Raw genomic sequence first — 20,795 nt, forward strand, 5'->3', positions numbered from 1 at the left:
ACGAACCGTAATAGGGGCGATTACAGCCGATTTTACCTATTTCTCTGCCCAAACAGTGCCGAACCGACACGAACATGGGTGGCACCACAGGCAATTGCCGCCTCGAAGTCACCGCTCATGCCCATAGAGACAACCGAAACCCCATTGCGGTCGGCAATGGTTTTCAGCGCACGGAAATGCGGGACCGGATCTTCATCGGCGGGCGGGATACACATCACGCCTTCGACCATCAGCCCGTATGTATCGCGCGCTAGAGCGATCATGGCATCGGCATCGGCAGGCAAGACGCCTGCCTTTTGCGGTTCGGCCCCCGTATTGACCTGAACCAGCACGCGGATGTTCTGGCCCGACTTGGCGATGGCCTCCGCCAGTGCCTTGGCCAGTTTCTCGCGGTCGAGGGTTTCGATGACATCGAACAGTTTGACCGCTTCCAGCGCCTTATTGGTCTGGAGCGGGCCGATCAGGCGCAATTCCAGCCCGTCGCGCTGATGCGCCCAGTGCTGATAGGCCTCCTGCACGCGGTTTTCGCCAAATACGCGCTGGCCGGTCGCCAGGGCCGCCGAAAGAGCCTCGAGGCTCTGGGTCTTGCTGACCGCCGTCAGGATGACCGAAGACGGGTCGCGTCCGGCCTTAACACAGGCGGTTTCGATCTGGCCGCGCACCTGCGCAAAGTTTTCAAGGATGGACGACGCCGAAAAAGCAGGATTAGTGACGCTCATGTCTTTCTCCGGTGACGCAGACATCCTTACACAGACCGCCTTGGCACTAGCGCGTCGCTCGGGCGGTGTCAGCCCGCGCGGACATTCTTTGCCGCCGCTGCTGTTCTTTACCGATCCTGATCGTACCCCCGAACCGTGGAAGATTGCGCAAAATCTTCCGCAAGGCAGTGCCGTAGTCTATCGCGCCTTTTCGCACCCCGATGCCGAAGCGACGGGTTTGAAACTGCGCGCCGCCTGTGATCGGGCCGGGATCAGGCTTCTGGTCGGCAAGGACGAGGCGCTGGCCACCACCATTAAGGCCGACGGTCTGCATTTGCCGGAAATTGATATGGCCCGGGCCGAACACTTGGCGAAGCAGTATCCGCACTGGCTGTTGACCTGTGCCCTGCATGGACCGCTGGAAGGACGCAGCGCCACGGGGCTGGATGCCTTTGTCGTCTCGCCCGTCTTTACGGCGGGCGGAGCCTCGCGCGCCAAGCCCGATCTGGGGATTGAAGCGTTTACGCAGATTATCGACGCCCTGCCCTGTCCTGCCTACGGATTGGGCGGCATCCATCCGGCCAATGCGGCACAGCTATTGACCACGCGCGCATGCGGTATCGCAGGCGTCGAGGCGATCAGTCGGGCCTTCAGCCGCTGATTAGAATTTGAAGATGGTTTCCAGACGCACACGCGGTTGCGTGCGGCGGTCCGTTTCGGGAGCGCGAGCCGGATCACGATCCGGCGTGGCCAGTTGCGCCGCCGCACCTACACGCAGGCGCGGGCTGAGACGGTAATAGGCACCGGCTTCGACATCGCCCCATTCGGCTTCACGGCCGACAGGCTGGCTCAGATTGAGGTTCAGACCCCAACGGCCGTTTTCGTGCAGACGCAGGCCACGGCGCTGCGGCTGAACCGTAGCGGCACGTTCGGTTGCGGTCGAAACGGGGGTGTTCATGGCTTGGGCCAGATTGACTTGCCCGCGCGAAGCCGACTGGGCATGAGCCGCCGACGACATTCCGGCTATTGCCAGAGCGCCTGCGATTGCCAGACCTGCTACGCCGATGCGCATCAAACCATCATCCAAAAAGGCCCGCTCCGATGAATACGGTTGGGCGACCCGAACTATCTGTCCACAGGGAACAGATGGGTTCGATTAGACACCGCCGCCACCTGCGGTCAACGGACTCTTGATAAACGTCGGCACGAATACAGGGTTGCAGGGCAAGTCCGCGTCCACCTGTGTCACATCCGTCACGGAATCCATCCTGCACAGCCAGAAAGCCTTAACCATGACGGGGTTTGCAGGGCACCGGCGCATTTATAAATCGCACAGCGATCACCCGCGCTTGTCACACCCCCTTTTCAGCGTGTTATAGAGCTTCTTTCCAGTGCTTTGGCTCGGGTCGATGACCGCGTGGCCTTGGCCCTAATTTATCATCGAGACCTTTTTGGAGATCTTGGAATGGCTTTTGTTCGCGGCGCCGCTCTCGCTCTGGTCGCTACCGGCCTACTCGTAAGCGGTTGCTCAAGCCTACCGTTCGTCGGCAAGAAGTCCGAAAAGGTCGCTACGGTCGAAGATCGTCTGGGCATCGGCGTGAATGCCTATCTGTGGCGTGCGACGCTGGACACCCTGTCCTTCATGCCGCTGGCCAGCGCCGACCCGTGGGGCGGTGTGGTCAATTATGACTGGTACACCAACCCGCAAACGCCGAACGAGCGTTTCAAGGCCACGGTCTTCATCCTTGATCGCCGTCTGCGCGCCGATGCGCTGAACGTCGCCGTCACCAAGGAAGTGCAAGATGCCGGTGGCAACTGGGTTTCGGCCCCTGTCGCCGCCCAGACCGAAACCGATCTGGAAAACGCCATCCTGACCAAGGCCCGCCAGCTCAATCTTTCCAACGCAGCCCGCTAAGGGTTGCGCGACCTCCCCTATTCGTTTTTTCCGTCCTCAGGCCTGCCTCAACGCTTTATGCCTGAGGCATCGCCTTAGGATACGCCGTGGCCCGCTACGAGCCCAAGATCACCGAACCTCGCCAACAGGCCCGCTGGGCCGAGGCTGACGCTTTTTCCGTCTCCAACGAGGATACCGGTCGCCCGAAATACTATGTCCTCGAAATGTTCCCGTACCCGTCGGGCAACATCCATATGGGACATGCCCGCAACTATGTGATGGGCGACGTCATTGCCCGCTGGAAGCGCGCACAAGGCTTTGACGTTCTGCACCCGATGGGTTGGGATGCCTTTGGTATGCCCGCCGAAAACGCCGCCATGGAACGTGGCGTGCATCCGGGCGACTGGACCTATGCCAACATCGAAACCATGCGTGGCCAGCTGAAACTGCTGGGCCTGTCGCTGGACTGGTCGCGCGAGATTGCCACCTGCGATCCGGAATATTACGGCCAGCAGCAAGGCTGGTTCCTCGAACTGTACAAGCGCGGTCTGGTTTACCGCAAAGAAGGCACCGTCAACTGGGATCCGGTCGACAATACCGTTCTGGCCAATGAACAGGTGATCGACGGTCGCGGTTGGCGCTCGGGCGCACTGGTCGAGAAGCGCAAGCTGACCCAGTGGTTCCTGCGTATTACCGACTATGCCGACGACCTGATCGACGGCCTGAAAGACCTTGAAGGCCGCTGGCCCGACAAGGTGCGTCTGATGCAGGAAAACTGGATCGGTCGCTCCAAGGGCCTGCAGATGAAGTGGGCCTTTGCCGGCACCGCCCCTGCCGGTTTTGAAGACGGCGTGGAAATCTACACCACCCGTCCGGACACCTTCTATGGCGCGTCCTTCCTCGGTCTGGCACCCGACCATGCGATCTCGAAGCAACTGGCCGATGCCGATCCGCGCGTCGCCGAATTCGTTGCCGAATGCCGCAAGGGCGGCGCTTCACAGGCCGAGATCGAACAGGCCGAGAAGATCGGCTGGGACACCGGCCTGAAGGCTATCCATCCGTTTACCGGCGAAGAAGTGCCGGTATGGATCGCCAACTTCATCCTGTCGGAATACGGCACGGGCGCCATCTTCGCCTGCCCTGCCCACGACCAGCGCGACCTCGACTTTGCCCGCAAATACAATCTGCCGGTCAAGGCTGTGGTGCGCCCCGCCGAGGCGGACGACAGCTTCACCGTCGATACCGAGGCCTATACCGGCCCCGGCGTGCTGTTCAATTCCGACTTCATGAACGGCATGGAGATCGAGGAGGCCAAGGCCGCCGCGATCGCCAAGATCGAAGCGGCCGGTACCGGCAAGGGTGCCACCATCTATCGCCTGCGTGACTGGGGCGTCAGCCGCCAGCGCTACTGGGGTTGCCCGATTCCGGTCATCCACTGTGAAGACTGCGGCGTGGTGCCTGTGCCGAGCGACCAGTTGCCGGTCGAACTGCCGCACGATGTGACCTTCGATGTGCCGGGTAATCCGCTGGACCGCCATGCGACGTGGAAGCACGTCAACTGCCCGACCTGCGCCAAGCCTGCGCGACGCGAGACGGACACGCTGGATACCTTCGTCGATTCCAGCTGGTATTTCGCCCGCTTTACCGACCCGAAGGCTGCCACCCCGATCAATCCGGCGGCAGCGGCCAAATGGCTGCCGGTAGACCAGTATATCGGCGGCGTTGAACACGCGGTCCTGCACCTGCTCTATGCCCGCTTCATCACCCGCGCCCTGTCGGACGTCGGCCTGATGGACGTGAAAGAGCCGTTTGCGGGCCTGTTCACCCAAGGCATGGTGGTCCACGAAACCTATTATGAAGGCCACGAAGACAGCGGCAAACCGCGCTGGGTCGAGCCTTCGGATGTGCAGATCGAGCATGTAGACGGCAAGCGCGTCGCGCGCCGTCTGTCCAACGGGGCCGAAATCACCATCGGCGACATCGAAAAGATGTCCAAGTCGAAGAAGAACGTCGTCGCCCCTGCCGATATCATCGCCACCCATGGCGTCGATGCCGGTCGTCTGTTCGTGCTGTCCGACAGCCCGCCAGAACGTGACGTGCAATGGTCGGCCGGTGGCGTCGAAGGCGCCTCGCGCTTTGTCCAGCGTGCCTGGGCCGAGTTTGATGCCTTTGATGCATCGGCCCCTGCCAATGCCGATGTCGATGCCAGCCTGATCCGCGAAACCCACAAGACCATCAAGGCCGTCAGCGAAGGCGTGGAGCATTTCCGCTTCAACTCCGCCATCGCCAAGCTCTATGCCTTCCTCGGTGTGCTGAAAGACCACGCCAAGGCCGGTGGCGAAGCCAAGAAAACCGCCCTGTCGGTTCTGGCCCGTCTGGTCGCGCCGTTCACGCCGCACCTGGCCGAAGAAGGCTGGACCCGTCTGGGTCTGGACGGCATGGTTCTGGATGCCGAATGGCCGCAGTTCGATGCCGCCTTGGCTGCCGACGATCAGGTCATCATGCCGGTTCAAATCGGCGGCAAGCGTCGTGGCGAAGTGCAAATGCCGCGCGGTGCCGACAATGCCGACGTCGAAGCGGCAGCTCTCGCCAATGCGACCGTTAAGGCCTACCTTGAGGCCAACAACCTGACGGTCCGCAAGGTGATTGTGGTGCCGGATCGCATTGTGAACCTGGTAGCCAACTGATGAAACGCATCCTTCCCCTGTCTGTACTTGCTGCCTCGGCCACACTGCTGTCGGCATGCGGGTTCACCCCCATCTATGGCCAGACGGGGGAAGGTGCGATCGGCAGCCAGCTGTCGCAGATTGCGGTTTCGACGCCCGATGACCGTCTGGGTTATCGCCTCAGAGAGCAGCTGGAAGACGCCTTCGGGCGCAATGCTGCCCTGCCTGCCCAGTGGAAGCTGGAAACCAGCGTAGAGCAGTCACGCCTGCCTCTGGGCCGCCGCATCGATGATACGGCCACCCGTTATCAACTGACGGTCAAGGCCAAGTGGACCCTGACCCCGATTGCCGGCGGTGAACCTCTGACCGGCGAGCGGACCACCACCACTACCTATTCCTCCGCCGACCAGCCCTATGCCGCCATTGCGGCCCAGCAGGACGGCGAAGACCGTGCGGCCGCCGATCTGGCCCGCCTGATCCGTCTGGACCTGATGCGCGCCCTTTCCACGCGCTGATCCCGAGGAGAACCCCGCGTGATCCTCGCCAAGCGGCCCGAGATTGATCGTTTTCTCAAGACACCTGACGCCCATATCCGGGTGGCCCTGCTGCACGGCAAGGACCGCTCGGGCGTACAGGAGCGCGCGGTCATACTGTGTAAGACCGTCACGCCCGACCTGAACGATCCGTTCAACGTCACCTCGCTGACCGAAACCGATATCGACGCCGACCCGATCAAGCTGGAAGAAGCCCTTACGGCGCTGTCCATGCTGGGCGACCGACGCCTTGTGCGGGTGCGTCTGGGCGATCCCAAAAGCGGGACGGACAAGGCGCTGGCCGCTGCCGTAACCGCCCATGCCGAGGGGCAATATAACCCCGACGCCCTGTTGGTCATCGAAGCGGGTGCCTTGGGACGCGAGTCCGCGCTGCGCAAAGCTGCCGAAAAGGCCAGCGGTGCCGCCGCCATCGCCTGTTACGAGGACGAGGTGGGCGATGTCGCGCGTATGACCCGCGATGCGCTGGGGGCCGACAAGGTCGGGCTGACCTCCGACGCGCTGGACCGTTTTGTCGCCCGCCTGCCGCGCGAGCGGGGCCTGATGCGTCAGGAAATCGAGCGCCTGATCCTCTATATCGGCCCCGGCTCCGGTAAAACCATCGATACCGCCGAACTGGACCTGCATCTGGGCGTAGAGCCGGATGCATCCTTGTCCGATGCCGCGCTACAGGCATTTGGCGGGCGAGCCGGTCCCGCACAAGCGGGCCTGCGCCGCGCACTGGCCGAGGGCGAAAGCGCGGTCATGGCGGTGCGCATGATCTCGATGCACGCCGCAAAAATACGCAAGATCAACGTCCTGCAAGTCTCGGGCAGCGGCGCAAAAGAAGCTGCCAAGGCCGCAGGTGTGTTCTGGAAACAGGAAGCCGAAATGCTGCGTCAGGCGCGCAGCTGGCGTCTGGAATATCTCGACGAGGTGCTGGACAGCATCAATACCGCCGACATCGCCACCAAGACGACCGGTATGCCCGAACATCTGATTGCCGAGCGCCTGCTGCTAGAAGTCTCAGCGCGTGCCCGCCGTATGGGCCTGTAATCGGCCTTAGCCGCGGTGCGACATGCGCTTATAGGCGGGCTTGTTCATGGCCGCCGCTTCGCGCTGGAGACGTTTCTCAAGCGATTTGGCGTCCACACCCTTGGTCAGGCCAAGCCCCTGCCCGTTTGCGGTTTTCTTGGCCTCCAGAGCGCGTTTCATATTCTCGGCGAGGCTGGATTTGGGGGTTTGAGTGCTCATAGGCTTCACCATAGCATAACGGGCCCCGAAAGGCCCGTTGCACATTTTAAACTGTGATTTCAGTCAATTAGTTACGCATCAGGCGACGGCAAAGGTCGTCCAGCTGTTCCAGAGTGCCGTATTTGACCGTGATCTCGCCCTTACCGCCCTTATCGGCCAGCGCGACCTTCAGGCCCAGTGCATCCGACAAATCCTGTTCCAGAGCAGCAATATCGGCAGCGCCCTCGGTATTGATCGCAGGCTTGGTCTTGACCGGCTTCGGCCCTTCAACGGCACGACGGGCCAAGACTTCGGTCTGACGCACGTTCAGACCCTTGGAAATAACCTCGTCGGCCAGTTCCATCGGGTTCGGTGCGGTAATCAGGGCGCGGGCGTGACCGGCGCTGAGGCGACCATGGATCACATGCTCGCGCACCTCTGACGGCAGTTGCAGCAGACGCAGCGTATTGGCGACGTGCGAGCGGCTCTTGCCGACAACGCCCGCCACAGCATCCTGTGTCCGGCCGAACTTTTCCATCAGCTGGGCATAGGCATTGGCCTCTTCCATCGGGTTCAGATCGGCCCGCTGGACGTTTTCGATAATGCCGACTTCCAGCACCTCGACATCGTCCATTTCACGGACAACGACCGGCACCGAAATAACCCGCGCGGCCTGCGCTGCACGCCAGCGACGCTCACCGGCGATGATCTGGTAGTGACCCGGCTCGCCCGGTTGCGGACGCACAAGGATGGGCAAAAGCACACCCTTGTCGCGGATCGACGCCGTCAGCTCGTCCAGATCTTCCTTTTTGAAGACCTTACGCGGCTGATCCGGATTGGCCTTCAGCTTCTCGATCGGAACGCGATTCACGCCCGCAGGGGCCGCAAACGCTGCATCCAGCGCCACAGCTTCCTGTGCATTTTCTCCCAGCAGGGCCGAAAGGCCCCGACCCAGACCGCGTTGACGTTCAGACACGATGCGTATTCCGTTTTCTGTTCTTACTTTCAGGCCGCAATAGCCTGACGGCGTTGGCGCTCACGCGCCACCACTTCACGCGCCAGTTTCAAATAGGCCTGGCTGCCTGCACATTTCAGATCGTAGATTAAAGCGGGCTTGCCGTAGGACGGCGCCTCCGACACGCGCACATTGCGCGGGATCACGCTCTCGTAAACCTTGTCGCCAAAGTGGGCGCGGACATCTGCCGCCACCTGTCCCGACAGGGCATTGCGGCGATCATACATGGTCAGAACCAGACCTTGTATTTCCAGCGACGGGTTCAGATTCTGCTTCACCATGTCGATGGTGCGCATCAACTGGGTCAGGCCTTCCAGCGCGAAGAACTCGCATTGAAGCGGCACCAGAACTGCATCGGCTGCAGCCATCGCGTTCAACGTCAGCAGGTTCAGCGACGGCGGACAGTCGATCAGCACATAGTCGAACGGCTTTTCATCGCCATTGGCCTGTGCTTCCAGCGCATCGCGAAGACGGTATGAGCGGCGATCCGCCTGGCTCAGCTCGATCTCGACGCCCGACATGTCGGGGTCCGACGTGACAATGAACAGGCCCGGTACAGCCGTTTCGACCGCCGTTTCATTGATCGAGCGGCCATCAACGATGACATCGTAAATGGTGATCTTGCGCGTTTCACGTGGAACACCCAGACCCGTCGAGGCATTGCCCTGCGGGTCCATATCCACGATCAAAACCTTTTCGCCGATGGCGGCCAGGGCAGTACCCAGATTGATGGCGGTCGTGGTTTTACCCACCCCACCCTTCTGGTTCGATACCGCAAGGACGCGGGTCGGTTTCGGTTTAACGGACACGACGCAAACTCCCCACTGAAACGATACGGCCGCGCGGGTCACTGCGCGACACAGAAAGACCAGCTTCAAAGTGCCAGACACCGGCAGCGTCTTTCAACTCTGCTTCGGCCTTCTCGCCCTTCAGGAACAGGCCTTTTGCACCACGTTGGAAGTATGGCTGTGCATAACCCAGTAATTTCTCCATCGCGGCGACAGCACGGGCCGTCACGATCTCGACCTTGACCTGCTGTTCCTCGGCGCGGCCATTGATGACCGTAACGGGCAGATCAAGCGCATCCACGACGGTTTGCAGGAAGCGGCAACGCTTTCCGAGGCTGTCGATCAGCCAGACATGCGCGCCCTCGCGGCCCTTCAGCATGATGGCCAGAACCACACCGGGGAAGCCTGCCCCTGCCCCCAGATCGGCCCATGTCAGGGCATCCGGTTCCAGCGACAACAGTTGGGCACTGTCCCAGGCATGGCGGTTCCAGAAGTCCGGCAGGCTGTCGGGACCGACGAGGTTCATCACCGCATTCGTCTCGGTCAGCATATCCAGAAAGACTTTCAGATCAGCGATATTCTGGTCGCTCGCACCGCTCTTGGCGCGGAAGTCCGCAATAGGATCAGACATAAATACTCCGGTGTCGCGATCAGGCGACGACAGTGGCCAGATCGGTTTCGACCGATTTGATCTTTTTCACGTGTGCCAAAAGCGCGGTCAGGGCACCGGGCGTCATGCCTTCGATACGGCCCGCCTGCCCCAATGTCAGTGGACGCACCATGGACAGCTTTTCGCGCACTTCGTTGGACAAGGCACCAATGGCGGCATAGTCGAGGTCGGAAGGCAGGCTTAGCCCCTCCTCGCGACGAAGCGCCTCGGCGTCTTGAGCCTGACGGTCAAGATAGCCTGCATAGACGGCGTCGATCTCGACCTGTTCACGCACATCGGCGGGCCAGTCCGCGATCTCCGGCTTCACAGAGACGAAATGCTCAAGCGTCACCGAGGGGAAGGACAGCAGATCACGGATCGAACGGCGCTGGCCGTCAGCATTGACCTGAATCCCCAACTCGCCAGCTTCCTTGGGCGTGAAGCGTGTTTCACGTGAAACAGTGTTAGCCGAGTATAACCGGTCTGCCTTGTTCAGCCATACCTTCTCGCGGCCAGAACCGACGATTCCAGCCTTGATACCCAACGGAGTCAGGCGGATATCGGCATTGTCGGCACGCAGGGTCAGGCGATATTCGGCGCGGCTGGTGAACATGCGGTAGGGTTCAGTCACCCCGCGCGTGACCAGATCGTCGATCATCACGCCGATATAGGCTTGGTCGCGACCGAAGATGATCGGGTCATTGCCTGCCGCCTTACGGGCCGCATTCAGGCCCGCCACAAGGCCTTGCGCCCCCGCCTCTTCATATCCGGTCGTGCCGTTGATCTGGCCTGCCAGATAGAGGTTGGGACGCTTTTTGACTTCCAGCGCAGGAGTCAGTTCACGCGGATCGACATAGTCATATTCGATGGCATAGCCGAAGCGGAACACCTCGACATTTTCCAGCCCCGGCATGGTGCGCAAGAAGGCCATCTGGGTGGCATCTGAGACCGAGGTCGAAATACCGTTCGGATAGACCGTAGGGTCATCCAGACCTTCTGGCTCCAGGAAAACCTGATGGCTGGTCTTGTCGGCAAAGCGGACAACCTTGTCCTCGATCGACGGGCAATAGCGCGGACCGCGACCCGACAGGTGGCCACCATACACAGCACTCTCGCCTAGATTTTCGGCGATGATGCGATGGGTTTCCTCGGTCGTATGGGTCACACCACATGCGATCTGGGGCACCTCGATCTTGTCGGTCAGGAAGCTGAACGGCACGGGCTGCTCGTCCGCGGCCTGCATCTCCAGACGCTCCCACGCAATGGTGCGGCCATCCAGACGCGCGGGCGTGCCGGTCTTCAGGCGCCCCATCATCAGATCGGCAGCGTGCAGATCGGCGGCCAGACCCGTAGACGGATCTTCGCCATAACGGCCCGCCGGAATACGCAGGTCGCCGCGATGGATGACGCCATTGAGGAAGGTGCCGGTCGTCAGAACCACGGCCCCTGCCCTGATGGTTTCACCGCTGGCGGTCGTGACGCCGATCACGCGCTCGCCATCCATGATCAGACCTTCGGCCGTACCGGCCATCTGGGTCAGGTTCGGATAGTGGGCCAGTTCGGCCTGCATGGCCTCGCGGTAAAGCTTGCGGTCAATCTGGCTACGCGGGCCACGAACCGCCGCGCCCTTGGAGCGGTTCAAAAGCCGAAACTGGATGCCCGAAACATCGGCCAGGCGACCCATGACACCATCCAGCGCGTCGATCTCGCGCACCAGGTGCCCCTTGCCCAAGCCGCCAATAGCCGGATTGCAGCTCATCTCGCCGATGGTTTCCAGCTTCTGGCTCAGCAACAAGGTGCGCGCACCAAAGCGTGCCGAAGCCGTCGCGGCCTCGCAACCGGCGTGGCCGCCGCCAATGACAACAACGTCGAAGGTGTGATCCGGGGTAAAACTCATGCCGGACACATAATGCATCCGGCATCAAATCTCTATGCCACAAGGATCACGGTTTCACGTGAAACGGTTATTTACCGATACAGAAGCTGGAAAAGACCTCGCCCAGAATGTCCTCGACACCGATAGCCCCTGTCACACGCGACAGGCTGTCGGCGGCACGGCGCAGGTCATCGCCGGCCATTTCGGGCGCAATATCCAAGGCACGGCGGCCAGCTTCAACGCCAGACAGAGCCTCGACCAGACGACGACGATGGCGCTCGCGGGTCACAGCGGGGAAGTCTGCGCCCGACAGATCACGCGCCAGACGGGCGGCGATCCAGTCATGCAGTTCTGCAAGCCCCTGCCCCGTTTGCGTGCTGACAGTTAGGTGCTGCATGCCCTCAACCGGAGCCAGCGCCCCAAGATCTGCCTTGTTCAGAACCTGAAGATCATCGGCTTTGGCGAATTGCGCCGCAGGATCATCATTGGCCGTTTCCGATGGCGAGCGCACCCAAAGACGCAGATCAGCACCCTCAGCCCTCGCGCGTGCACGACGGATACCTTCGGCCTCGACCACATCGTCGCTGTCGCGCAGACCCGCCGTATCGGACAGGGTCACCGCATAGCCGCCGATCATAATATCGGCGTCCAGAACGTCGCGGGTTGTCCCTGCAATAGGGGTCACAATCGCGGCTTCGCGCGCGGTCAGAGCATTGAACAGCGAGGACTTGCCCGCATTGGTCTCGCCTATCAGGACAATGCGATAGCCCTCGCGCACACGACGTCCGCGGTCGGAATCGGCCAGTGCGGCGTTCAGATCAGCCATCAGCTGATCCAGAACCGGCCCTGCGGTGCGGGCCAGATTGTCGGGCACTTCCTCGTCCGGGAAGTCGATTTCGGCCTCGACCAGAGACAGGGCCTTCAGAAGTTCGCGGCGGAAACCGGCATAGGTTTGCGATAGCGCCCCGTCCAACTGGCCAAGGGCCTGCGCCTTCTGGGCCTCGGTTTCGGCGTCAATCAAATCGGCCACAGCCTCGGCCTGCGCCAAGTCCATACGTCCATTCTGGAAGGCTCGACGGGTAAACTCACCCGCTTCGGCAGGGCGCAGGCCATGGGCGATCAGCACCAAGCTGGCCGCCTCGATCACTGCACGTCCCCCATGCAGATGCAGTTCTGCGCTGTCCTCGCCCGTATAGGAGTTGGGGCCGACAAAGCGCAGGATCAGGGCCTGATCGACCAGACGCCCGTCATGTTTGATATTGCGAACCGAGGCCAGACGCGGCTTAACGCCCCCTGCCCCGATGCGCTCCAGCACCTGAGCTGTGTCCGGGCCTGAGATGCGGATAATGGCCACCGCCCCCCGACCGGCAGGTGTCGCGAGCGCAAAAATCGTGTCGGTCATTTAAGTGAGCCTAGCCCTTGGTCTGGCCCGAAACGGCCGCTTCCATCAGGCGGCGGAACTGGTCCTGAGCCTGAACGCCGAAAGACGTCCAGGACTTCATCAGTTCATCGGGCTGCATGGCGGTCATGTTTTCCGCCATGCGTTTTTGCATTTCCTGCACCAGCAGTTCGTTCAACGGAGCCACATCCGGCAAGCCCAGAAAGGCACGGGCCTCGGCCGGAGTGCAATCAATCTCGATATTGACCTTCATCGCACGGGCTCCATTGTTTCACGTGAAACACCACGGGTATGCCTAGGTGTTACTGCAAAGCTTACTCAGGTATTCATCGACTGGAAGAAATCGCCATTGTTCTTGGACTGGCGCAGCTTGTCGAGCAGGAACTCGATGGCATCTTGCGGACCCATCGGGTTGAGGATACGGCGCAGGACATAGGTCTTGGCCAGTTGATCCTTCGGCGTGATGAGGTCTTCCTTGCGGGTACCCGATTTGAGCACGTCGATGGCCGGGAAGATGCGCTTGTCGGCGACCTTGCGGTCCAGCACGATTTCCGAGTTACCGGTGCCCTTGAACTCTTCGAAGATCACCTCGTCCATGCGCGAGCCGGTGTCGATCAGCGCGGTGGCGATGATGGTCAGCGAACCGCCCTGCTCTACGTTACGGGCAGCACCGAAGAAGCGCTTCGGGCGTTGCAGGGCGTTGGCATCAACACCACCGGTCAGGACCTTGCCCGACGACGGGACAGTGGCGTTATAGGCACGGCCCAGACGGGTGATCGAGTCCAGCAGGATCACAACATCCTTCTTGTGCTCGACCAGACGCTTGGCCTTTTCGATGACCATTTCGGCAACCGCGACGTGACGCGTCGCCGGTTCGTCGAAGGTCGAAGCCACAACCTCGCCCTTCACGGTGCGCTGCATGTCGGTCACTTCTTCGGGGCGTTCGTCGATCAGCAGAACGATCAGAAAGACTTCCGGATGGTTCTTTTCGATCGACTTGGCGATGTTCTGCAACATGACCGTCTTACCCACGCGCGGCGGAGCCACGATCAGGCAGCGCTGGCCCTTGCCGAGCGGCGCGACGATATCGATCACACGACCCGAGCGGTCTTTCAGCGTCGGGTCCTGGATTTCCATGTGCAAACGCTCTTCGGGATAGAGCGGCGTCAGGTTGTCGAACAGAACCTTGGTCTTGACCATCTCCGGATCTTCGAAGTTGATCGTATCGACCTTGAGCAGAGCAAAGTAACGCTCGCCCTCACGCGGACCACGAACGGCACCATGTACCGTATCGCCCGAGCGCAGGCCGAAACGGCGGATCTGCGACGGCGAAACATAGACATCGTCCGGGCCCGGAAGATAGTTGGCGTCGGGGCTACGCAGGAAACCGAAACCGTCCGGCAGGATTTCCAAAACGCCCGAGGCGATGATCTCGACCTCTTCGTCGGCCAGCGTCTTCAGGATCGCAAACAGCAGGTCCTGCTTGCGCAGGTTGCCGGCGTTCTCGATCTCGAGGCTTTCGGCGAAGGCGACCAGATCTTCCGGCGTCTTCTCGTTCAGTTCCTGAAGCGTGATGCGGCCATTGGGCACCATCGGCTCGCCGTCATCGTCCTCGTCTTCTTCAGCCGAGGTGTCGACACCGCTGTAATCGTTCTGGATCACCTCTTCTTCGGCCGGTTGCTCGACCTCTACGGCGGCAGCCTTGCTGCTACCGAGGCTCAGAGTGCGACGCGGACGTTCAGCAACAGGTTCCTGAGCATTTTCAACGACTTCGTTTTCTGGCGTATCAGACATAATGCGGGCTCGTACTCGCGCCACGCAACCGTAATGGCGCGCAGGGCGATAAATCTCAGCAATGGGTGGCCAAATGGCCGAACGGGAAGATGACGCGGTCCCGCAGGTCCAAACCGGCAGGCGTCACCGAAAGAGAGGCACCGCACAGCCAGTCCGGCCCCACGGTTCAAGACAAGCGAAACCACGGATAGACGGCGCCGGTCAAGGGGCGCCGCCATCACAATACGCGGTTAAGGCCTTAGGCGCCCCACTCCAGCGTCACGGACAGAACCATGACGATGGCAATCAGGAAGGGGATTTCGTTGCTCATGCGCCAGAACTTGCTGGAGCGGGTCGAGGTGCCATTGGCGATCTTCTTGCGGCTCTTGGCCAAGAAACCGTGCCACCCGAACAGGGCAATCACGCCCAGAATCTTCACCACCATCCACGGCTGGTGGGCGAACGACCAGTCAGCGCCATTGCCCGAACGCAACCAGAACAGCCACAGCCCCAGCACAAAGGCCAGGATCATCGACGGATTGATGATGATCCGTAAAAGGCGCGTCTGCCAAAGGCGCAAAAGCCCTTGCATTTCAGAACGTAACGGCTCGGCCTTGTCGTTTTGTTCGGCATCGTAGGCATAGAGGCGCGGCAGATAGAGCATGCCGCTCATCCACGCGATAACGGCCAGAATATGCAGGCCGCGGGCCAGATCATAGGCGTTCATGGTCTATCCTTTAGCCCACACTGGCTGAGTTTTTGGCAGAGATAGCAGGCTGTGTCGTCTCAAGCTTTGCAAAACGGTTGTCGCAAGCGCAACTGCCATTTCCGCAACGCGGTGCCTGCTGACCCTGAATAGCCTTCAAGGTTTCGTCCGCCAACGCGCCGATGAAGTCGGGATCAATGCCGACCGCCGGCGCGCGCAGATAGGGATGGCAGCCGACTTGGTGGGCCAGTTCGCCATATTCGATATCCAGCTCGACCAAGGTTTCGATATGTTCCGACACAAAGGCAATCGGCACCACCACCGCGCCCACACCATCGGCGGCGGCCTGTTTAATCGCATCGGGCGTTGCCGGTCCCAGCCATTCCATCGGCCCGACCTTGGACTGATAGCAGATCGCCCAGTCGCTCAACCCCATACGCGCCACCACAGCCGCAACCGTGGCCTCGATCTGCGCCTGATAGGGATCGCCCTGTTTGACCAGTTTGGACGGGATGCCATGGGCCGAAAACAGCACGCGAACCGGCTTGTCTTCAGCTTTTTGCAAGGCCTCACCAATCACGCGGGCCTGTGCGGCAATGAAACCGTCAGCCTGCGGATAGCAGCAGACCACGCTTTGACGCCCCGAACCCTTATAGGTCTTGCGCCACAGTTTCAGCGAGGATGCCGTCGTCGTCGTCGAATACTGCGGATAGAGCGGCAGGAACACGACTTCATCGGGCCGGAAAGCCTCGACCGCACGGGCGGCCTCGTCTGTCATCGGATGCCAATACCGCATGGCGATAAACACACGCGTCTCGTCATGCGGCATCTGGCTGTTGAGCAGAGCTTCCAGCGCCTCGGCCTGTTTACGCGTTTCAGGCAAGAGCGGTGAGCCGCCCCCCATCAGCGCATAATTTTCCTGCGCCGGTTTTTCACGGCGCGAAGAAATCAGTTTCGCCAGAGCCGTCCTGAAAATCCCCGGCAAACCGATAATGGCCGGATCATTGAACAGGTTGAAAAGAAACGGCTTTACCGAGTCCGGACCATCCGGTCCGCCCAGATTGGCCAGCACCACCGCAATACGGCGGCCAGAGCCCGATTTCAGTGGTGTGACCGACATGGATTATTGCGCTCCGATGCGCTTCAGAACCTGCTCGACATGGGCAATCGGCACATCCGGCATCACGCCATGACCGAGGTTGAACACCCACGGACCATTGCCCCAGGCTTCCATCAACTGGTCCACACGGCGGTCCAGTTGCTCGCCACCGACACGCAGAAGAAGCGGATCAAGTGCGCCCTGAATAGGTTTGATCTGCTGCACGCGCTTGCCGATTTCCAGCGGACAGGCCGTATCCAGCGCCACCGCATCGACATCGCATTCACGCGCATAGCGTTCGGCGTGAACCGCAGAACCGCGCGGGAAGCCCATGATCGGCACCGTCACGCCCAGTTCGCGGGCACGGGCCACCAGTTTCTGGTGCGGACGAAGAACCAGCGTTTCAAAGAGATCGTCGGGCAGGCCCTCGGCCCAGCTCTCGAAAATCTTGAGCACCATGGCACCCGCATCCTGCTGCATCTTCAGATAATGCGCAGTGCTTTCGATCAGGGCGTCCAGAACAGCGGCGACCTTTTGAGGCTCCGAATAGGCATAGGCCCGCGCCGCTGCGCGTTCGCCCTTGCCGATCGTGCGGGCTTCGCCGTCCAGCATATAGGTTGCAACCGTCCAGGGAGCCCCTGCAAAGCCGATCAGGGTCTTTGACGGGTCCAACTGTGCGCGGACCAGAGACAGGCTCTCACCGACCGTTTTAAGGGCCTCTCCGGCATGGGGGGCTTTTTCAAGCATTTCCTCGACCGAAGGCAGGGCACCCAGACGGGGGCCCTCGCCACCTTCGAACCAGACCTTCTGGCCCAGCGCGCCGGGGATCAGCAGGATGTCGGCAAAGATGATCGCCGCATCAAAACCGTAACGGCGCATAGGCTGCATCGTCGCCTCTGCCGCCATTTCGGGATTCAGGCAGAAGGAAATGAAGTCCGGTGCCTTGGCCCGCAGCTCGCGATATTCGGGCAGGTGACGGCCTGCCTGACGCATGAACCATACGGGAGGACGCGATGTCGTCTGGCCCTGAAGAGCCTGGATCATAAGGGGAGTGCTCATGACCAAAGGCTTTAGCCCTCCACACGACCCAACCTCAATCTCAAATAAAAATATTAGAATTAAGAATTGGAGGTTTGAATTAGGGCGGGGGACGACGGGGACAGTTTTTCGTTGTCCCGCCCGTGGACGATCTTTTCCTAATCGCGGCGAGAACGATTCCAGACCCCTTGAAGGCTGTGTGTGGATTATGGGGAAAACCCGTGAAACACCCAATCCAATTGGGCTCTCCTCTGGGCGCCGTTGTGGGTGAGTCTCTTGGCGCCAAAATTGGACAATGAATCTTGCCCACAGGACGGGATAGATAACCGGCGCCCAATTTGACGGGCGGGGCGCCGTTTATAAGTTTGGCGCCCGATCTTCTGTTTGGAATTCGTTGGCGCCCGATAGCGGCCAATTCGGCGCCCGCTGTTTTGAATTTGGCGCCCTGCCTTTTCCACAGAATGCGGGGATGGTCGGCGCCTAGCGAACGGGTCTAGAACCGCAAGAACCGCTTATTGAGCCAAGGAAGCAGTCATGAGCCCTGACCGTCCGGCCGGATCATCACGTCTGGCGACCTATTTCCATGTGCATCTGGTATCGGATTCGACCGGCGAGACGCTGAACGCCATGGCCAAGGCCGTGGTGGCGCGTTTTGATCGCGTGATCCCGATCGAACATATCTATGCGCTGGTTCGCTCCAACAAGCAGATGGAGCAGGTGCTGTCGGAAATCGCCGATGCGCCGGGTCTGGTTCTGCATACGGTCGTAAATCCCGAACTGCGCGAACAACTGGAAAAGGGCTGCAAGCTTCTGGGCATTCCCCAGATCGGGGCGCTTGATCCTCTGGTTCGCTCTTTGTCCCATTATCTGGGTGCCGATATCTCGACCCGCGTAGGGGCACAGCACACTCTGGATACGGGCTATTTCAACCGTATGAGCGCGCTGGACTATGCGATCTCGCACGATGACGGTCAGGGCTCGACCGAGGACCTTGAAGAGGCCGATGTGGTGCTGTGCGGAGTCAGCCGCACCTCCAAGACCCCGACCTGTATCTATCTGGCCCATCGCGGTATCCGCGCCGCCAATGTGCCTCTGGTGCCGGGCAGCGAGGATGGCGAGCGCCTGACCAAGCTGAAAAACCCGCTGGTGATCGGCCTGACGGTCTCGCCGGATCGTCTGGTGCAGATCCGGCGCAACCGCCTCGATAGCCTGAACCAGATTCAAGAAACCGCCTATGTCGATCATGATGCGGTGCGCGCCGAAATCATCAAGGCACGGCGTGACTTTGAACGTCGTGGCTGGCCGGTCATAGACGTAACCCGCCGCTCGGTGGAAGAGACCGCCGCCGCCATCGTCAATCTGGTCAATGCCCGTCGTAACCGCCGTATCGGAGTCCCTGCATGAGCCTGACACGTTTAATTCTGGCATCCAAAAGTGCTGCCCGCCGCGAGGTGCTGGCCAATGCGGGCGTGTCGTTTGACATTCAGGTTGCCGGTATCGACGAGGATGCGCTGAAACTGCCCGGTGTGGATGCCCGCGATCTGGCCATTGAATTGGCCAAGGCCAAGGCACTGGCGGTATCCGTAGAACATCCCGATGCGGTGGTTCTGGGCGCCGACCAGACACTAGCCTTTGATGGTGGTCTGGTTTCCAAGGCCTCAAGCCTTGAGGCCGCCAAGGCGCGTTTGGCCGATATGCGTGGCAAACCGCATCAGCTTCATTCAGGTGTGGCACTGGCCAAGGGCGGGCAAATCCTCTGGGCCGATGCCGATACGGCCCATATGTGCGTGCGCGATTTCTCGGATGCGTTTCTGGATACCTATATCGCCACCGAAGGCGATGAACTGCTGCACTGTGTCGGCTCCTACCGACTGGAAGGCATGGGTTCGCAACTGTTCGACAAGGTGGACGGCGATTATTTCACCGTACTGGGCATGCCGCTCTGGCTGGTGCTGGAACAGCTTCGTCGCTTCGGGGCCTTGCCGAAATGAGCCGCATTACAGGCGCCGTAAAAGTCGGTGGTGTGGTCGGCCAGCCGGTCAGCCACAGCCTTAGTCCTGTCATCCATAATGCGTGGCTGGAAGCGGGCGGTATCGACGGAGCCTATGTGGCTTTTGCGCCCAAGGATGCGGACGGATTTGCCGCTCTGGTGGCCGCAGGACGGGCGGGTTTGATTGCGGGTGTGAATGTGACCGCACCCTTCAAGGAACAGGCTTTTGCCTGCGCCGACCAAGTATCGCATGCCGCCAAGTTGGTCTCTTCGGCTAATATTCTGGCTTTTCGGGATGGTCAGGTTCTGGCCGACAGCTCCGATGGCGCGGGCGTCATCTATGCGCTGGCCGAACAGGCCCCTGCCCTGTCGTTGAGCGGCGCCCATGTGGTGATGCTGGGTGCCGGTGGGGCCAGCCGCGCCGCTGCGGGGGCCTTGCTGCAAGCCGGTGCCAGACTGACTATTCTAAACCGCACCCGTCAGCGGGCCGAGGATTTGGCGGCTGATCTGGGGGCTGGCGTCTGCGTGGCCAATGACGAGACGGTTCTGGAAACAGCCGATCTTGTGATTAACGCTCTCAGTGTGCGGCCCGAGATTGATCTGGCGAGTCTGCCATCGCACACGGTGGTGATGGACATGACCTATCGTCCGGTGGTGACGCCGTTTCTTCAGGCGGCAAGGGATCGCGGCCTGATTATAGTCGACGGTCTGGCCATGTTGATTGGTCAGGCAGGCGCGGGCTTTGAGGCCATCTATGGTCTGGCCCCGCCACTTATGGATATGCGCGCAATTCTGCTGAAGCATCTTGGACAGACACAATGATTATTCTGGGCCTGACCGGCAGTATCGGCATGGGAAAAACCACCACGGCAGGCTTTTTTGCCGAGATGGGGGCCATGATCTGGAATGCCGATGATGCGGTGCATCGCCTCTATGACAAGGGCGGCGCAGCGGTAGATATGATCGCCGAGGCCTTTCCGAGCGCGGTGGTCGATGGTGCCGTTGACCGTTCCATGTTGGCGCAGGCGCTGGGGCAGGACCCCGAAGCCTTCGGGACGCTGGAAATGATCGTTCACCCTCTGGTGGGCATGGACCGCGCCAATACGCTGGCCAGGGCGCGTGAGGACGGTGTGAAGCTGGTCGTTCTGGATATTCCGCTTTTGTTCGAGACGGGCGGGGATGCCCATGTCGATGCGGTGGTGGTGGTATCGGCACCGGCCGAGGTTCAGGCCCAGCGTGTCCTGAAGCGCCCGGGCATGACGCAGGAACGTCTGGACGCCATCCTGTCGCGCCAGATTCCCGATGTCGAAAAGCGCCAGCGCGCCGATTTCATCATCAATACCGGTAAGGGCCGTGCCCGCGCCCGTCGTCAGGTAGAGGCCGTGGTGAAAACTGTGCTTGATCCGGCGTGGACATCGCCGCGCCAGATGGGGCAGTAAGA

Annotated in this window: 22 protein-coding genes; 9 read left to right on the forward strand and 13 right to left on the reverse strand. The window is 60.9% G+C overall.

Annotated elements, in window-relative coordinates:
• Positions 1 to 32: 32 nt before the first annotated feature.
• Complete coding sequence (locus FHS64_RS03285) at positions 33 to 719, reverse strand: YggS family pyridoxal phosphate-dependent enzyme (RefSeq protein WP_167175594.1); 687 nt, start codon at positions 717 to 719, stop codon at positions 33 to 35.
• Between FHS64_RS03285 and FHS64_RS03290 the strand changes: the two genes are divergently transcribed.
• The gene (locus FHS64_RS03290; RefSeq protein ID WP_243862686.1) at positions 718 to 1,359 is read left to right on the forward strand and encodes a thiamine phosphate synthase; all 642 of its coding nucleotides are present in this window, start codon (positions 718 to 720) and stop codon (positions 1,357 to 1,359) included. The two genes, FHS64_RS03285 and FHS64_RS03290, sit on opposite strands and share 2 nt — an antisense overlap.
• Here FHS64_RS03290 and FHS64_RS03295 read toward each other — a convergent pair whose 3' ends face one another.
• A complete protein-coding gene (locus FHS64_RS03295; protein ID WP_167175600.1) occupies positions 1,360 to 1,770 on the reverse strand; it encodes an NtrZ family periplasmic regulatory protein in 411 nt (136 codons plus the stop codon). It lies immediately after the preceding gene.
• 393 nt (positions 1,771 to 2,163) lie between these two features.
• Here FHS64_RS03295 and FHS64_RS03300 point away from each other — a divergent pair, with 393 nt between their 5' ends.
• The 4 genes from FHS64_RS03300 (at position 2,164) to holA (ending at position 6,844) form a co-directional block, all read left to right on the forward strand.
• On the forward strand, positions 2,164 to 2,613 hold the full coding sequence (locus FHS64_RS03300) for a DUF3576 domain-containing protein (protein ID WP_167175603.1): 450 nt from the start codon (positions 2,164 to 2,166) through the stop codon (positions 2,611 to 2,613).
• Between the two features lie 86 nt (positions 2,614 to 2,699).
• Positions 2,700 to 5,279 carry a leucine--tRNA ligase gene (gene leuS / locus FHS64_RS03305; protein ID WP_167175606.1) on the forward strand — a complete coding sequence of 860 codons (2,580 nt, stop codon included), beginning with the start codon at positions 2,700 to 2,702 and terminating at the stop codon, positions 5,277 to 5,279.
• The gene (gene lptE / locus FHS64_RS03310) at positions 5,279 to 5,773 is read left to right on the forward strand and encodes an LPS assembly lipoprotein LptE (RefSeq protein ID WP_167175609.1); all 495 of its coding nucleotides are present in this window, start codon (positions 5,279 to 5,281) and stop codon (positions 5,771 to 5,773) included. The genes leuS and lptE overlap by 1 nt, the downstream gene beginning before the upstream one ends.
• 18 nt (positions 5,774 to 5,791) lie before the next feature.
• Positions 5,792 to 6,844, forward strand: coding sequence for a DNA polymerase III subunit delta (gene holA, locus FHS64_RS03315; RefSeq protein WP_167175612.1), 1,053 nt, complete (start codon positions 5,792 to 5,794; stop codon positions 6,842 to 6,844).
• Positions 6,845 to 6,850: 6 nt separating this feature from the next.
• Here the strand turns inward: holA and FHS64_RS03320 are convergent, their stop codons facing one another.
• The 11 genes from FHS64_RS03320 to hemE form a co-directional block, all read right to left on the reverse strand.
• The gene (locus FHS64_RS03320) at positions 6,851 to 7,042 is read right to left on the reverse strand and encodes a hypothetical protein (RefSeq protein ID WP_167175615.1); all 192 of its coding nucleotides are present in this window, start codon (positions 7,040 to 7,042) and stop codon (positions 6,851 to 6,853) included.
• A gap of 67 nt (positions 7,043 to 7,109) precedes the next feature.
• A complete protein-coding gene (locus tag FHS64_RS03325) occupies positions 7,110 to 7,997 on the reverse strand; it encodes a ParB/RepB/Spo0J family partition protein (RefSeq protein WP_167175617.1) in 888 nt (295 codons plus the stop codon).
• A 29-nt stretch (positions 7,998 to 8,026) separates the two neighbouring features.
• Positions 8,027 to 8,845 (reverse strand): AAA family ATPase, encoded by an 819-nt coding sequence (locus tag FHS64_RS03330; protein WP_167175620.1) that lies wholly within the window; start codon positions 8,843 to 8,845, stop codon positions 8,027 to 8,029.
• Positions 8,835 to 9,455, reverse strand: coding sequence for a 16S rRNA (guanine(527)-N(7))-methyltransferase RsmG (rsmG, locus tag FHS64_RS03335; protein WP_167175623.1), 621 nt, complete (start codon positions 9,453 to 9,455; stop codon positions 8,835 to 8,837). The genes FHS64_RS03330 and rsmG overlap by 11 nt, the downstream gene beginning before the upstream one ends.
• 19 nt (positions 9,456 to 9,474) lie before the next feature.
• A complete protein-coding gene (mnmG, locus tag FHS64_RS03340) occupies positions 9,475 to 11,388 on the reverse strand; it encodes a tRNA uridine-5-carboxymethylaminomethyl(34) synthesis enzyme MnmG (RefSeq protein ID WP_167175626.1) in 1,914 nt (637 codons plus the stop codon).
• Between the two features lie 49 nt (positions 11,389 to 11,437).
• The gene (gene mnmE / locus FHS64_RS03345; protein WP_167175629.1) at positions 11,438 to 12,751 is read right to left on the reverse strand and encodes a tRNA uridine-5-carboxymethylaminomethyl(34) synthesis GTPase MnmE; all 1,314 of its coding nucleotides are present in this window, start codon (positions 12,749 to 12,751) and stop codon (positions 11,438 to 11,440) included.
• 10 nt (positions 12,752 to 12,761) lie between these two features.
• Positions 12,762 to 13,001 carry a DUF6489 family protein gene (locus tag FHS64_RS03350; protein WP_167175632.1) on the reverse strand — a complete coding sequence of 80 codons (240 nt, stop codon included), beginning with the start codon at positions 12,999 to 13,001 and terminating at the stop codon, positions 12,762 to 12,764.
• Positions 13,002 to 13,066: 65 nt separating this feature from the next.
• Positions 13,067 to 14,542 carry a transcription termination factor Rho gene (rho, locus tag FHS64_RS03355; protein WP_243862687.1) on the reverse strand — a complete coding sequence of 492 codons (1,476 nt, stop codon included), beginning with the start codon at positions 14,540 to 14,542 and terminating at the stop codon, positions 13,067 to 13,069.
• 238 nt (positions 14,543 to 14,780) lie between these two features.
• The gene (locus tag FHS64_RS03360) at positions 14,781 to 15,248 is read right to left on the reverse strand and encodes a CopD family protein (protein ID WP_167175635.1); all 468 of its coding nucleotides are present in this window, start codon (positions 15,246 to 15,248) and stop codon (positions 14,781 to 14,783) included.
• Positions 15,249 to 15,258: 10 nt separating this feature from the next.
• Positions 15,259 to 16,347, reverse strand: coding sequence for a ferrochelatase (gene hemH, locus FHS64_RS03365; protein ID WP_167175638.1), 1,089 nt, complete (start codon positions 16,345 to 16,347; stop codon positions 15,259 to 15,261).
• Positions 16,348 to 16,350: 3 nt separating this feature from the next.
• The gene (gene hemE, locus FHS64_RS03370; RefSeq protein WP_167175641.1) at positions 16,351 to 17,385 is read right to left on the reverse strand and encodes a uroporphyrinogen decarboxylase; all 1,035 of its coding nucleotides are present in this window, start codon (positions 17,383 to 17,385) and stop codon (positions 16,351 to 16,353) included.
• A 513-nt stretch (positions 17,386 to 17,898) separates the two neighbouring features.
• Between hemE and FHS64_RS03375 the strand changes: the two genes are divergently transcribed.
• The 4 genes from FHS64_RS03375 to coaE are packed head-to-tail and all read left to right on the forward strand — an operon-like array spanning position 17,899 to position 20,793.
• Positions 17,899 to 18,768, forward strand: coding sequence for a pyruvate, water dikinase regulatory protein (locus tag FHS64_RS03375; RefSeq protein WP_167175644.1), 870 nt, complete (start codon positions 17,899 to 17,901; stop codon positions 18,766 to 18,768).
• A complete protein-coding gene (locus FHS64_RS03380; protein WP_167175647.1) occupies positions 18,765 to 19,355 on the forward strand; it encodes a Maf family protein in 591 nt (196 codons plus the stop codon). The genes FHS64_RS03375 and FHS64_RS03380 overlap by 4 nt, the downstream gene beginning before the upstream one ends.
• Positions 19,352 to 20,176: a shikimate dehydrogenase gene (aroE, locus tag FHS64_RS03385; RefSeq protein WP_167175650.1), complete on the forward strand. Its 825-nt coding sequence runs from the start codon at positions 19,352 to 19,354 to the stop codon at positions 20,174 to 20,176. The genes FHS64_RS03380 and aroE overlap by 4 nt, the downstream gene beginning before the upstream one ends.
• Positions 20,173 to 20,793, forward strand: coding sequence for a dephospho-CoA kinase (gene coaE, locus FHS64_RS03390; RefSeq protein WP_167175653.1), 621 nt, complete (start codon positions 20,173 to 20,175; stop codon positions 20,791 to 20,793). The genes aroE and coaE overlap by 4 nt, the downstream gene beginning before the upstream one ends.
• Positions 20,794 to 20,795 lie beyond the last annotated feature (2 nt).

The sequence above is a fragment of the Brevundimonas terrae genome (assembly GCF_011761985.1).
Lineage (GTDB): Bacteria > Pseudomonadota > Alphaproteobacteria > Caulobacterales > Caulobacteraceae > Brevundimonas > Brevundimonas terrae.

Bases quoted from the DNA above. Each gene is read 5' to 3' on its own strand.
- rsmG (WP_167175623.1), bottom strand. From the start codon at position 9,455: ATGTCTGATCCTATTGCGGACTTCCGCGCCAAGAGCGGTGCGAGCGAC.
- coaE (WP_167175653.1), top strand. From the start codon at position 20,173: ATGATTATTCTGGGCCTGACCGGCAGTATCGGCATGGGAAAAACCACC.
- hemE (WP_167175641.1), bottom strand. From the start codon at position 17,385: ATGAGCACTCCCCTTATGATCCAGGCTCTTCAGGGCCAGACGACATCG.
- hemH (WP_167175638.1), bottom strand. From the start codon at position 16,347: ATGTCGGTCACACCACTGAAATCGGGCTCTGGCCGCCGTATTGCGGTG.
- mnmE (WP_167175629.1), bottom strand. From the start codon at position 12,751: ATGACCGACACGATTTTTGCGCTCGCGACACCTGCCGGTCGGGGGGCG.
- FHS64_RS03350 (WP_167175632.1), bottom strand. From the start codon at position 13,001: ATGAAGGTCAATATCGAGATTGATTGCACTCCGGCCGAGGCCCGTGCC.
- FHS64_RS03285 (WP_167175594.1), bottom strand. From the start codon at position 719: ATGAGCGTCACTAATCCTGCTTTTTCGGCGTCGTCCATCCTTGAAAAC.
- mnmG (WP_167175626.1), bottom strand. From the start codon at position 11,388: ATGCATTATGTGTCCGGCATGAGTTTTACCCCGGATCACACCTTCGAC.
- rho (WP_243862687.1), bottom strand. From the start codon at position 14,542: ATGTCTGATACGCCAGAAAACGAAGTCGTTGAAAATGCTCAGGAACCT.
- aroE (WP_167175650.1), top strand. From the start codon at position 19,352: ATGAGCCGCATTACAGGCGCCGTAAAAGTCGGTGGTGTGGTCGGCCAG.
- FHS64_RS03380 (WP_167175647.1), top strand. From the start codon at position 18,765: ATGAGCCTGACACGTTTAATTCTGGCATCCAAAAGTGCTGCCCGCCGC.
- FHS64_RS03375 (WP_167175644.1), top strand. From the start codon at position 17,899: ATGAGCCCTGACCGTCCGGCCGGATCATCACGTCTGGCGACCTATTTC.
- lptE (WP_167175609.1), top strand. From the start codon at position 5,279: ATGAAACGCATCCTTCCCCTGTCTGTACTTGCTGCCTCGGCCACACTG.
- FHS64_RS03290 (WP_243862686.1), top strand. From the start codon at position 718: ATGTCTTTCTCCGGTGACGCAGACATCCTTACACAGACCGCCTTGGCA.
- FHS64_RS03360 (WP_167175635.1), bottom strand. From the start codon at position 15,248: ATGAACGCCTATGATCTGGCCCGCGGCCTGCATATTCTGGCCGTTATC.
- FHS64_RS03300 (WP_167175603.1), top strand. From the start codon at position 2,164: ATGGCTTTTGTTCGCGGCGCCGCTCTCGCTCTGGTCGCTACCGGCCTA.
- FHS64_RS03320 (WP_167175615.1), bottom strand. From the start codon at position 7,042: ATGAGCACTCAAACCCCCAAATCCAGCCTCGCCGAGAATATGAAACGC.
- FHS64_RS03295 (WP_167175600.1), bottom strand. From the start codon at position 1,770: ATGCGCATCGGCGTAGCAGGTCTGGCAATCGCAGGCGCTCTGGCAATA.